The sequence below is a fragment of the Massilia aurea genome, from assembly GCF_024753205.1.
Taxonomy (GTDB): Bacteria; Pseudomonadota; Gammaproteobacteria; order Burkholderiales; family Burkholderiaceae_D; genus Telluria; species Telluria aurea.
The window spans coordinates 112,011-124,258 of sequence record NZ_JANUGZ010000001.1 but is presented as its reverse complement, the minus strand read 5'-3'; the positions used below and the strand labels follow the sequence as shown (position 1 = coordinate 124,258).

Below are 12,248 nucleotides of genomic sequence, written 5' to 3'. Positions count from 1 at the left end.
AACGTGACTTACAGCATTAAAGAGATCTTCTACACCTTGCAGGGAGAGGGCGCCCACGCTGGCCGGCCGGCCGTATTCTGCCGCTTTTCCGGCTGCAATCTGTGGACCGGTCGCGAGCAGGACCGCGCCACATCGATCTGCCAGTTTTGCGATACCGATTTCGTCGGTACCGATGGTGAACGCGGCGGCAAATTCAAGGAAGCGGCGCTGCTCGCCGCCGAGATCGACGGCCTGTGGCCGGCCACTTATCCGGCCAGTAAATATGTCGTGTTCACGGGCGGCGAACCGCTGCTGCAACTCGACCGCGCCTTGATTGACGCCATGCACGAGCGCGGGTTCACCATCGCCATTGAAACGAATGGCACGCTGCCGGTGCCGGAAGGCGTCGACTGGATTTGTGTCAGTCCCAAGATGGGCTCGACGCTGGTCGTGGAAAAAGGCAGCGAAATCAAGGTGGTCATCCCGCAAATCGGGCAAGACCTGGCCGCCTACGAGCGGCTCGACTTCGACCATTTCTTTGTGCAGGCCATGGATGGGCCGCTTGCCGCGCAGAATATTCGCCTGGCCATCGAGACGTGCCGCGCCAATCCGAAATGGAAGCTGAGCCTGCAGACCCACAAGCTGCTCCAGATTCCCTGACTTATTCACTCCATTATCACTCCATTACCTAGTAAAGCAGCAATGTTGACCATTACCCGCAAGCTTGAATTCGATGCCGGACACCGGATTCCCGACCACAAGAGCCAGTGCCGCAACCTGCACGGGCATCGTTACACCCTCGAAATCACGCTGACCGGCGACGTCATCGACGCTGACGGCAATTCCGACAACGGCATGATCATGGATTTCTCTGACGTCAAAGCACTGGCCAAGCAGCACCTGGTCGACGTGTGGGACCATGCCTTCATCGTGTACGAAAAGGATGACAAGGTGCTGGACTTCCTGTCGTCGCTGCCGGATCACAAGACCGTGGTGATTGACCGTATTCCCACGGTGGAAAACCTGGCGAAAGTGGCGTTCACGATCCTCAAGACCGTGTTCATCGACCGTTTCGGCACCGGCCTGCGCCTGCACAAGCTCGTGCTGCACGAAACGCCAAACTGCTGGGCCGAGATCACCGATGCCTGATGTGTCATCCGCAGTCGTGCATGACAATGCTGCGGATGCTGCGCACGCGCGTTTCATGGCCCTGGCCCTGGAACAGGCGCAACTGGCGTGGGACCGCGGCGAAGTGCCGGTCGGCGCCGTCGTGGTCAAGGACGGCGAAGTCATTGCGACGGGTTTCAACCAGCCGATCAGCGGCCACGATCCGACGGCGCATGCCGAAATCGTGGCGCTGCGCGCCGCCGCCGACAAGCTGGGCAACTACCGGCTGCCCGGCTGCGAGCTGTACGTGACGCTCGAGCCGTGCATCATGTGCTCGGGCGCGATGATGCATGCGCGCCTGGCACGTGTGATTTACGCGGCGACCGACCCAAAGACCGGCGCCTGCGGCTCGGTCGTGAATCTGTTCGACGAGCCATCGCTGAATCATCACACGGACGTGGTTGGCGGCGTGCTGGCCGATCAGGCCAGCAGCCTGTTGCGCGCCTTTTTTGCCGAGCGGCGCGCATTGGCGAAAAAGCCCAGCGCGGTCTGACGTGGGCGAGTCGGCTGGCGCTGCCGGCCGACCTTGATCGGCACCGGTGGGCGCGGTAAGATGTTTCCAGACTCCACCTACCGTCTTCTCGCCACCCGTGATCACTTCCCGTCTCGGCATCGCCATCGTGGCGCCCGCCGGCTGCACCAACGATCCGCTCGCCGTCGAGCGTGCCATCGCACGCTTTGAAGCGCAGGGCTGCCTGGTCCGCAATTACTACGATCACAGCTGCACCCACCAGCGTTTCGGCGGCACCGACGAAGCGCGTCTTGCGCAGCTCAACGCGGCGGTGCGAGACCCTGACATCCACCTGATCATCGCGCTGCGTGGCGGTTACGGCATCAGCCGCCTGCTGCCAGCGATCGATTTCGACGCGATTGCCGCCAGCGGCAAGATCATCGTCGGCTTTTCCGATGTCACGGCGCTGCACATGGGTCTGATGGCCCGAACAGGCGCGCTCAGCTACGCCGGTCCGATGGTGGCCGGCGACTTCGGCGCCGAAGAAGCGGTGCCGTTCACGCTCGACGATTTCTGGGCCTGTCTTAGTGGTCCGACGCACACGATCCGCGAGACGGTCAGCGGCAACCCGCAGCTGGATGTGCGCGGGACGGTCTGGGGCGGTAATCTCGCGATGATCGGCTCGCTCGTCGGCACGCCATACTTTCCGCAGCTCGACGGCGGCATCCTGTGGCTCGAAGACGTCAGCGAACACCCGTACCGCGTCGAGAGACTGCTGCTGCAATTGATGCAGGCGGGTGTGCTCGAACGCCAGCAAGCGGTGGTGCTGGGCGACTTTTCCGGCTACCGCCTGGGGCCGCTCGACAATGGCTACGACTTCGAGGCCATGCTGACGTATGTGCGTCGCACGTTGCCCGTGCCCGTGCTCACGGGGCTGAGTTTTGGCCATATTCCACGGCGCGTCACGATTCCATTCGGCGCGCAAGGGCGCCTGGAGTCGGATGCCGATGGATTCAGTCTGCTGCTGTCGGACTACCCGACCGTGCGCTGCACCTAAGCGCGCCTCAGCCAACGGCGCCCGCCAATCCAGCCCATTCGCCCTGCAGGGCATGCGATGGTAAAATAGCCGGTTAATCAAATACGCTTTTTGGGGTCATACAGTGCTATCCACAGCCAACATCACGATGCAATTCGGCGCCAAGCCGCTCTTCGAGAACATTTCCGTGCGCTTCGGCGACGGCAACCGCTACGGCCTGATCGGCGCCAACGGCTGCGGCAAGTCGACGTTCATGAAAATTCTGGGCGGCGACCTCGAGCCGTCCGCAGGTAACGTCAGCCTCGATCCGGGCGAGCGCCTGGGTAAGTTGCGCCAGGACCAGTTCGCCTACGAAGACACGCGCGTGCTTGACGTCGTCATGATGGGCCACACCGAGCTGTGGAACGCGATCGCCGAACGCGATGCGATCTACGCGAACCTCGAAGCCACCGACGACGACTACATGAAAGCCGCCGAGCTCGAAGGCAAGGTCGCCGAGTACGACGGCTACTCGGCCGAAGCGCGCGCCGGCGAGCTGCTGCTGGGCCTGGGTATCGGTACCGAGCTGCACCAGGGCCCGATGAGCGCCGTGGCGCCGGGCTGGAAGCTGCGCGTGCTGCTGGCGCAGGCGCTGTTCTCGAATCCGGACATCCTGCTGCTCGACGAGCCGACCAACAACCTGGACATCAACACGATCCGCTGGCTGGAAGACATGCTCAACGAGCGTAACTCCACGATGATCATCATTTCCCACGATCGCCACTTCCTGAACCAGGTCTGCACGCACGTGGCCGACATGGATTACGGCACGCTGAAGGTGTATCCGGGTAACTACGACGAATACATGCTGGCCTCGACGCAGGCGCGCAACCAGCAGTTGTCGAACAATGCCAAGGCCAAGGAGAAGGTCGCCGAACTGCAGGATTTTGTCCGCCGCTTCTCGGCCAACAAGTCCAAGGCACGCCAGGCGACGTCGCGCGCCAAGCAGATCGACAAGATCAAGATCGAAGAGTTCAAGCCATCCTCGCGCGCCTATCCGTTCGTGCGTTTCGAAGGCGAGAAAAAGCTGCACCGCCTGGCGGTGGAAGCCGAGAACATCTCGAAAGCCTACGACCGCCAGCTGTTCAAGAATTTCTCGATCATGGTCGAGGCCGGCGAGCGCATTGCGATCATCGGCGCCAACGGCGCGGGCAAGACCACGCTGCTGCGCACGATTGGCGGCGAGCTGTGCGGTCTGCAGCCGGATGGTGGCCGCGTTAAGTGGGCAGAGAACGCGAATCCCGGCTACATGCCGCAGGATCCGACTGAAGAATTCGCAGTGGGCGACAACCTCACCGACTGGATGGGCCAGTGGACGCAAGAGGGTGACGACGACCAAGCCGTGCGCTCGATCCTGGGTCGCCTGCTGTTTGGCGGCGACGAAGTCAAGAAGTCGGTCAACGTGCTGTCCGGTGGTGAGAAGGGCCGCATGATGTACGGCAAGCTGATGCTGGGCCGTCACAATGTGCTGCTGCTCGACGAGCCGACCAACCACATGGACATGGAGTCGATCGAGTCGCTGAACATCGCCCTGGACAAGTACGCCGGCACCCTGATCTTCGTCTCGCACGATCGCGAGTTTGTGTCGTCGCTGGCCACGCGCGTGCTGGAAATCCGTGAAAACGAGATCGTCGACTTCCGTGGCAACTACGAGGAATATCTGGCGAGCCAGGGCATCGACGCGTAATGTAGTACCGGCAGGGGCGCCGTGTTCGACGCGCCCCCTGTCAAGGAGACCGAGAAGAGTATGGACACCGTACCGATCAAGACATACGAATATGACCGGCCCCAGGCCGGTCTGGCCTGCACCGCCGAGGCCTGGGCACGCATCCCCAGCGCGCCCGAACTGGCCGAACGCAATGCGCTCAAGGACAAGATCCGGCGCCTGCTGAAAGAAAAAGGCGCGGTCCTTGTCGCCCACTACTATGTGGACGCCGACCTGCAGGACCTGGCCGAAGAAACGGGCGGCTGCGTGTCCGACTCGCTCGAGATGGCGCGCTTTGGCCGTGACCATGCGGCGCAGACGCTCGTCGTGGCCGGCGTGCGCTTCATGGGTGAGACGGCCAAAATCCTCAGCCCCGAAAAAACCATCCTGATGCCCGATCTCGACGCGACCTGTTCGCTCGACCTCGGCTGCCCGGCCGACGAGTTCGCAGCGTTCTGCGACCAGCATCCCGATCGCACCGTCGTCGTCTATGCCAACACGAGCGCCGCAGTCAAAGCGCGGGCCGACTGGATGGTGACATCGTCCATCGGCCTGGACATCGTGGCCGAGCTGCATGCGCAGGGCAAGAAAATCCTGTGGGCGCCCGACCGCCACCTGGGCTCGTACATCCAGACCAAGACCGGCGCCGACATGCTGTTGTGGCAGGGCTCGTGCCTCGTGCACGACGAATTCAAAGGCATCGAACTTGACCTGCTCAAGGCCGAGTACCCGCTGGCCAAGGTGCTCGTGCACCCCGAGTCGCCGGCGAATGTCGTGGCGCAGGCCGACGTGGTCGGCTCGACCACGCAGCTGATCAACGCTGCGCAGACGCTGGACGCTACCCACTTCATCGTCGCTACCGACAACGGCATCCTGCACAAGATGAAGATGGCCGCGCCTGGCAAGACATTCATCGAAGCGCCGACCGCCGGCAACAGCGCCACCTGCAAGAGCTGCGCGCATTGCCCGTGGATGGCGATGAACGGTCTGCGCAATCTGGCGGACGTGCTCGAATCAGGCGCCAATCAAGTGCATGTCGATCCCGCCGTCGGCCTGCAAGCCAAACGCGCCATCGACCGCATGCTCGACTTTGCTGCGGCCAAGCGCGCCAAGGCGCTGCCAACCGGCGCGCTCGAACAGAATGCCCCCATGTTTTCCGGAGTCGGCCCCGCATGACCAGTCTGCACAATCCCCACGCCCAGTTTGACGACAAACTGCAGGCAGCATTTGAACAGAATATCCTGGCTGCGCTGCTGGAAGACATCGGCAGCGGCGACCTGACCGGGAAGCTGGTGCCAGGCGATACCCGCGTTACGGCGCGCGTCATCGTGCGCGAAGCGGCTGTGCTGTGCGGCGCGCCGTGGTTCGAGGGCGTCATGCTCGCAGTTGATCAGGACACCGACATTGCGTGGCAGTTTGCCGAAGGCGACCTGATGCCAGCCAACAGCACCGTCTGCACCATCACGGCGAACCCGCGCGCGCTGCTCACGGCCGAGCGCGCCGCGCTGAACTTCCTGCAGCTGCTGTCCGGCGTGGCGACTGCCACCCGGCGCTACGTCGACGTCATCGCGGGCACGAACGCGGCGATCCTCGATACCCGCAAGACCTTGCCGGGCCTTCGCCAGGCGCAGAAGTACGCGGTGCGGGTCGGTGGCGGCAAGAACCAGCGCATGGCGCTGTATGACGGCATCCTGATCAAGGAAAATCACATTGCTGCTGCCGGGGGCGTCACGCCCGCGCTGACGGCGGCTGCCAGTCTGAACGCTGGTGCGCCGGTACAGATCGAAGTCGAGACCATCGCCCAGCTCGAAGAAGCGCTGGCGGCCGGCGTCAAGTCGGTACTGCTCGATAATTTTGATCTGGCCATGATGCGCGAGGCGGTGCAGGTAAATAGCGGCCGCGCGCTGCTCGAAGCCTCGGGGGGCATCAATCTGGACACCGTGCGCGCGATTGCCGAAACGGGCGTGGACCGCATTTCCATTGGCAGCCTGACCAAGGACGTGCGCGCGACCGACTACTCGCTGCGCATCGTCTGATCGCACCGCTCAACTCTCAGACCACACCATGTCGATCACCACCAAACTGAAACGTTCGCTCGTGTTCCGCCTGTTCTGGCTTGGCTTCGGCCTGCTGCTGGGCGTGCCCCAGCTGATGGACGGGATTCTCTACAATATGAAGGGCGAACTGTTCTTCGGCATCGGCATGCTGCTGGTCGGTATTCGCGGTTTCCTGCGCCCGGTCGTGTTGAGCCGTGCGATGGCGATGCAGCGGGATGCGGCGGCGTCGGATGCGTCGATTGGCTCGCCCGTATTGCACGGCGTGCTGTCGATTGCGATGGCGGCGGCGTTGATCACTGGCCTAGTGATCAAGTTCAGCAACAATTAAGCCGTAGGGTGGACGGCTGTGCCGTCCACGCGTTCAAATGTGTGGCACATTGAGGATCGTTGAACGCGTGGGCGGGAAACCCGCCCACCCTACGTAGTAAGCAATCCGGCCACGATCGGCAACACCCGCTCAGCCGACGCTTCAATCTTCAGCGCAAGCATGTCATCGGCGCGCGTACGCCCCAAGTTCAGCGCCGCGATCGGTTTGCCGGCCGCTTCGGCCAGTCGGCAGAAACGAAACCCCGAATACACCATCAGCGACGAGCCGACCACGACCAGTGAGTCGGCCGCTTCCATGCGTGCCAGCGCGGCTGCCGTGCGCGCTGCCGGCACATTGTCGCCAAAGAACACGACGTCGGGCATCAGCATGCCGCCACAGTGCACGCATGCCGGCGCCGTGAACCCCGTCACCGCATCCGGATCGATCTCGGCGTCGCCATCGGGCAGTGGCTGCGCGAGCACCTGGCGCAGACCCGGATTGTCTGCCTCGAGCTGCACCTGCAGCGCAGCGCGCGTGAAGTTCGCTCCGCAGCCGAGGCACGTCACATGGTGGATATTGCCATGCAATTCCAGCACATCGCGACTGCCCGCCTGGGTATGCAGGCCATCGACGTTTTGCGTCAGGATCGAGCCGATCCGGTTGTCCGCACCAAGCGCGGCCAAAGCACGATGGCCAGCATTGGGCGCGGCGCCCGACATCATCCGCCAGCCGACCATGCTGCGCGCCCAATAGCGGCGTTGAATCGCCGGGTCGCGCCGGAATTCCGGACCCTGGATGGGAAGCCTGCCACGCCGCACGCCATCCCGGTCGCGGTAATCGGGAATGCCGGACGCTGTCGACAGCCCCGCGCCGGTGAGCACCAGCGCATGGGGATATTGTTCGAGAAACGTGGCCAGCTGCGTGGCCGCGTGGTGTTCGCCAAGTGGGTTGCCAAGTTCGTCGTTCATGGGTGGAATCGTACCACCGCTCTGCAATCAGCGCGCCGACACGACAATCCCGCCGACGATCAGGCCGAACGCCGCCACGTGGTACAACTGCGGCAGTTCGCCCAGAAAGGCGGCCGATAGCAGCGCCGTAAACAGCGGCGTCAGATTGATGAAGAATGCGCTGATCCCGGGCCCGGCGCGCTGGACACCCGCGCCCCAGCAGCGCATGGCGATGATCGCCGGCCCGATTGCCAGGTACAGAAGCGCAAACGCAAGGGGCCAGCTCCAGACGATCTGGGGCGTGCTCAGCGCCCACTCGCCGCTGGCCAACGCGCCCGACCACAGCACGCCATACGCTACCTGGGCCAGCAGGAAGGCGGCCCAGTCCGCGCGCAGCGCTGGCACATCATGCTTCTGCAGCAGCGACCAGCTGTAGAACGACCAGACAATCGTCGCCACGATCATGATCAGGTCGCCCGCCACCAGGCGCAGCGCGGCCAGCTCGGCCAGGCTGCCCCGGCACATGACGACCAGCACGCCGGCAATCGACAGCACGGCGCCGCCGATCTGGCGCCCCTTGACCGGCACGTTGTAGAACAGCCGGCCAACCAGCAGCATCCAGACCGGTACGCCGGACGCAACGAGCGTCACGTTCAGCGGCGACGAGGTCGTCAGCGCCAGGTATTGCATCGAGTTGTAGAGCCCGATGCCCAGGAGGCCGAGCAGGGCGTAGCGGCGCCAGTTGCGCAGTACGCCGTTGCCTGGGCGCAGTGCGGCGCGGCCCAGCATCAGCAGGATGAGGAGGGCGATCGACCAGCGCAGCAGGTTGAGCGTCATCGGCGGCATCGCGTCGCGCACGAGGCGGCCGATGATGGCATTGCCCGCCCAGAGTATGGGCGGGATGCTCAGCAGCAGGACGGTGGTAAGTGAAAGCCGCTGCCGTTCCATGCTAACGCCGGCGCGGCGTCAGCACGCTCGGGAGTGCCTTGGGCAAGGTGTCTGGGAAGTCGCGCGAATAGTGCAGGCCGCGGCTTTCGTGGCGCGACATCGCGCTTTTCACGATCAGGTGCGCCACTTCAACCAGGTTACGCAGCTCGAGCAGGTCGGGCGTGATGCGGAAGTTGCGGTAGTACTCGTCGATCTCTTCCTTGAGCAGCTTGATCCGGTGCAGCGCGCGTTCGAGTCGCTTGGTCGTGCGCACGATGCCGACGTAGTTCCACATGAAGCGGCGCAGCTCGTCCCAGTTGTGGGCAATGACGACTTCTTCGTCGGCGTTCGTCACGCGGCTCGCGTCCCAGTCTGGCAGTGCAGGGTTGGCAATCGCCGGACTTGCAGCGATCTGCTGCGCGCAGGCACGGCCGACGACGACGCATTCGAGCAGCGAATTGCTGGCCAGCCGGTTGGCGCCGTGCAGGCCCGTGCAGGCGACTTCGCCCACCGCATACAGGCCGGGAATATCGGTGCGTCCGACCAGGTCGGTGACCACACCACCGCAGGTAAAGTGCACGGCCGGCACGACGGGGATGGGTTGCTGCGTGATGTCGATGCCCAGTTCGAGGCAGCGCGCATAGATGGTCGGGAAGTGCTCCATCAAAAATTCGGGCGGCTGGTGACTGATGTCGAGGTTGACGTAATCGAGGCCGCGCTTCTTCATCTCGAAGTCGATCGCGCGCGCCACGACGTCGCGCGGCGCCAGCTCGCCGCGCGCGTCATGCGCCGGCATGAAGCGCTCGCCGGCCTGTGCACCCGCTTCCGGTGGCAGCTTGAGCAGGCCGCCTTCGCCGCGGATCGCTTCGGTGATCAGGAACGACTTCGCATACGGGTGGTACAGGCAGGTCGGGTGGAACTGGATGAACTCCATGTTCGACACCCGGCAGCCGGCGCGCCAGGCCATCGCGATGCCGTCGCCGGTTGCGGTGTCCGGGTTCGTCGTGTACAGATACACCTTGCCGGCGCCGCCCGTGGCCAGCACCGTATGTTCCGCCTCGAAGGTGAGTACGTCGCCGCTGTTCACATCCTGCACGTGCAGGCCATAGCAACGGGGCTGGCTGCCATGGGCTACCTTGGGCCGCAGCTTGGCGGACGTGATGACGTCGATCGCGACATGGTGCTCGAACAGCGAAATATTCGGGTGGGCGCGGACCTTCTGTTCCAGCGTGACTTGCACGGCGTAGCCGGTGGCGTCGGCCGCATGGATAATCCGCCGCTGGCCGTGGCCGCCTTCGCGCGTCAGGTGAAAGCCCATTTCGGCGGTAGCGTCACGCGTGAAGGGCACCCCCTGATCGATCAGCCACTCGATCGCTTCACGCCCGTGTTCGACGATGTAGCGGGTGGCGGTTTCATCGCACAGGCCGGCGCCGGCAACCAGGGTGTCGGCCACGTGCTGCTCGTGGCTGTCGCCCGAATCGAGCACGGCGGCAATACCACCCTGCGCCCAGGCGCTGGCGCCGTCGAGCAGGGTGCGCTTGGAGATGATGGCAACCTTGCGGGTCTGGGCCAGGTGCAGGGCTACCGACAGGCCGGCCAGGCCGCTGCCGACGATCGCGACGTCGAATTTCATGGGATTGTTGAAATGTTTACAGAGGCAATACTATAAGCCATTTGGTACCGGCTGCGGGACAGCGTGACCAGGCCAACGTCATCCGTAACGGGTCGCAAATGTACGCCTGCGCACCGAACGGCGGCGTCCGGCACGTTAGGATGAGCTATTACTCACCTAATCAAGGATTCACCATGACAGCAGATCGCACCCACGTAGCAGCCCTCGAAGACCGTATCGGTTCCCTGCGCTTTGCCATGTTCACGTTCCGTGACGAGCACGATCACCTGGCCAGCCAGCCAATGACCAAGCAGGACGTCGATGCCGAAGGTGGCATCTGGTTCTTCGTGCATTCGGCCACCGCCCTGTGGGACAGCATCGCACACCAGCCTGAAGTCAACATCAGTTTCTCGGATATCGATGACAGCACGTATGTCTCGGTCAGTGGCACCGCCGAGCGCATCGTCGATCGCGAAAAGATCCGCAGCATGTGGAACCCGATGGTGCAAGCCTGGTTCCCGGGTGGCCCGGAAGACCAGCATGCCGTGCTCGTGCGCGTGGTCCCGCACGCAGCCGAGTACTGGGACTCGAACGACAGCAAGATGGTGCGTCTGTTTGCGGTCGCCAAGGCAGCCGTGACCGGCAAGCAGCCGGATCTGGATTCGGAGCACGGCACCATCAAGCTGTAAGCAACCTTCTGCATTAACTTGCGGCGGGGCATGAGAGTGGCGTAGAGTAGCCGCTCTCATTCAGAGGACACTCTCCATGTTCCCAGCCTGGCTCTGCCGCATCCGATGATATCTCCCCTCGAACTGGCCGCGAACCTCTTCACGGCTGTCGCAATACTCCTGGCAGGCCGCAACAACGTGCACACGTGGTGGACAGGGATTGTTGGCTGTACCCTGTTCGGCGTGCTATTCATGCAGTCGCAGCTGTATGCCGATGTCGTTCTGCAAGCCTTCTTCGTCGTGACGGGTGTGCTGGGGTGGTGGCGCTGGTTGCATGGCAATGGTGGGGCGCCGCTACCGATTACCCATGCGGGCTGGCGTACGATGGCATGGATGACGCCTGTTGGGCTCATTGCTACTGGCGCGTATGGCGCTGCACTTCACTTCTATACCAATGCTTACGCACCGTTCATCGATTCGGCAGTGCTTGTGTTTTCCGTCATCGCACAATTACTGATGATGGGGCGGCGCATCGAGAGCTGGCCGGTCTGGCTGTTGGTGAACACCATTGCGGTGCCGCTATATTTCAGCCGCGGCTTGTACCTGACGGCGTTCCTGTATATGTGCTTCTGGGTGAATGCGATCGTGTCGTGGCTCTGGTGGCGCAAGTTGGCGAAGCAAGAGCAGGTTGCGGCACAGGCCTCAAGGGGTGCATATGGCGCTGCAGGAGGCCCGCCGTAAACCTTTTGTGCTCGCCTGGCCTGCGTGGATAGCTGACCAGGATAATATCGAAACGTTAGCGGCGGGCACACCGCGCATTAGCGCGTGAATGGCGGTAGATCACCTGCAGTCTGATTGCCACCTGTTTCCGGTGCGCCCATGCCCGTCACTTTCGGGCCGGCCTGGCCTGGCCGCGTGTCCTGCGCGCCTGGATTGGCATGCGTTGCTGCCGTGTCGAGCGGTACGGTGCTTGGGGCCTCTGGCTGCGGCGCAGCGCCGCCGTCAGTAATGGGCGGCTCATTGCCTTCTGTACCGTCGGGCGCGTTCACGTACGGCCCGGATTGATTACGCGTCAGCCCAGGGCCGCCATTGCCGCCGGTTTCTGTCTGCGACTCATGCGATGGCGTCGCGCCTTGCTGGCCGCTGGTCTGGCCGCCAATACCGACGGTGGCGCCGTCCTGGGTTGCAGTCGTCGATGCGGGTGCGTTGCTGTTCATAGTAGTCCCCTTCGTGAAATGAATGAACCATTGTCACGCAAGGCAGGGCGGGCACGTATCGGCGCGCAGGGCATGGCGCTGTAGGACGAGAGCGCCCTTCATAGGTAATTCAGCGGAAATTTGCGGCAGCAGCCCT

14 protein-coding genes are annotated in these 12,248 nt (G+C 63.3%); 10 read left to right on the top strand and 4 right to left on the bottom strand.

The features are described from left to right. The first annotated feature begins 3 nt into the window (after window positions 1-3). The 8 genes from queE to NX775_RS00495 all read left to right on the top strand — a co-directional run bounded on the left by queE (window position 4) and on the right by NX775_RS00495 (window position 6,762). The gene (queE, locus tag NX775_RS00530; RefSeq protein WP_258834203.1) at window positions 4-639 is read left to right on the top strand and encodes a 7-carboxy-7-deazaguanine synthase; all 636 of its coding nucleotides are present in this window, start codon (window positions 4-6) and stop codon (window positions 637-639) included. 42 nt (window positions 640-681) lie between these two features. After that, on the top strand, window positions 682-1,128 hold the full coding sequence (queD, locus tag NX775_RS00525; RefSeq protein ID WP_258834202.1) for a 6-carboxytetrahydropterin synthase QueD: 447 nt from the start codon (window positions 682-684) through the stop codon (window positions 1,126-1,128). Next, on the top strand, window positions 1,121-1,639 hold the full coding sequence (tadA, locus tag NX775_RS00520) for a tRNA adenosine(34) deaminase TadA (RefSeq protein ID WP_258834201.1): 519 nt from the start codon (window positions 1,121-1,123) through the stop codon (window positions 1,637-1,639). The genes queD and tadA overlap by 8 nt, the downstream gene beginning before the upstream one ends. A 97-nt stretch (window positions 1,640-1,736) precedes the next feature. Further along, window positions 1,737-2,654, top strand: a complete 918-nt coding sequence (gene ldcA, locus NX775_RS00515; RefSeq protein WP_258834200.1) for a muramoyltetrapeptide carboxypeptidase — start codon at window positions 1,737-1,739, stop codon at window positions 2,652-2,654. A gap of 103 nt (window positions 2,655-2,757) precedes the next feature. Beyond that, window positions 2,758-4,359 (top strand): ABC-F family ATPase, encoded by a 1,602-nt coding sequence (locus NX775_RS00510; RefSeq protein WP_183552413.1) that lies wholly within the window; start codon window positions 2,758-2,760, stop codon window positions 4,357-4,359. A gap of 60 nt (window positions 4,360-4,419) precedes the next feature. Beyond that, window positions 4,420-5,553 carry a quinolinate synthase NadA gene (gene nadA / locus NX775_RS00505; RefSeq protein WP_183552411.1) on the top strand — a complete coding sequence of 378 codons (1,134 nt, stop codon included), beginning with the start codon at window positions 4,420-4,422 and terminating at the stop codon, window positions 5,551-5,553. After that, entirely contained in the window at window positions 5,550-6,413 is an 864-nt protein-coding gene (gene nadC, locus NX775_RS00500; protein WP_258834199.1) for a carboxylating nicotinate-nucleotide diphosphorylase, read from the top strand. The genes nadA and nadC overlap by 4 nt, the downstream gene beginning before the upstream one ends. Window positions 6,414-6,441: 28 nt before the next feature. Next, entirely contained in the window at window positions 6,442-6,762 is a 321-nt protein-coding gene (locus NX775_RS00495) for a hypothetical protein (protein WP_183552409.1), read from the top strand. Between the two features lie 89 nt (window positions 6,763-6,851). On the opposite strand, the gene NX775_RS00490 is transcribed toward NX775_RS00495, so the two are convergent. The 3 genes from NX775_RS00490 to nadB are packed head-to-tail and all read right to left on the bottom strand — an operon-like array spanning window position 6,852 to window position 10,248. Beyond that, the gene (locus tag NX775_RS00490; RefSeq protein WP_258834198.1) at window positions 6,852-7,709 is read right to left on the bottom strand and encodes an NAD-dependent protein deacetylase; all 858 of its coding nucleotides are present in this window, start codon (window positions 7,707-7,709) and stop codon (window positions 6,852-6,854) included. A 27-nt stretch (window positions 7,710-7,736) separates the two neighbouring features. Further along, window positions 7,737-8,636: a DMT family transporter gene (locus NX775_RS00485; RefSeq protein WP_258834197.1), complete on the bottom strand. Its 900-nt coding sequence runs from the start codon at window positions 8,634-8,636 to the stop codon at window positions 7,737-7,739. A gap of 1 nt (window position 8,637) precedes the next feature. Continuing rightward, a complete protein-coding gene (gene nadB / locus NX775_RS00480) occupies window positions 8,638-10,248 on the bottom strand; it encodes an L-aspartate oxidase (RefSeq protein ID WP_258834196.1) in 1,611 nt (536 codons plus the stop codon). Between the two features lie 173 nt (window positions 10,249-10,421). Between nadB and NX775_RS00475 the strand changes: the two genes are divergently transcribed. Then, complete coding sequence (locus NX775_RS00475) at window positions 10,422-10,916, top strand: pyridoxamine 5'-phosphate oxidase family protein (RefSeq protein WP_258834195.1); 495 nt, start codon at window positions 10,422-10,424, stop codon at window positions 10,914-10,916. 105 nt (window positions 10,917-11,021) lie between these two features. Beyond that, entirely contained in the window at window positions 11,022-11,636 is a 615-nt protein-coding gene (gene pnuC, locus NX775_RS00470) for a nicotinamide riboside transporter PnuC (protein WP_258834194.1), read from the top strand. Window positions 11,637-11,713: 77 nt separating this feature from the next. Here the strand turns inward: pnuC and NX775_RS00465 are convergent, their stop codons facing one another. Continuing rightward, entirely contained in the window at window positions 11,714-12,112 is a 399-nt protein-coding gene (locus NX775_RS00465; RefSeq protein ID WP_258834193.1) for a hypothetical protein, read from the bottom strand. Between the last annotated feature and the right edge of the window lie 136 nt (window positions 12,113-12,248).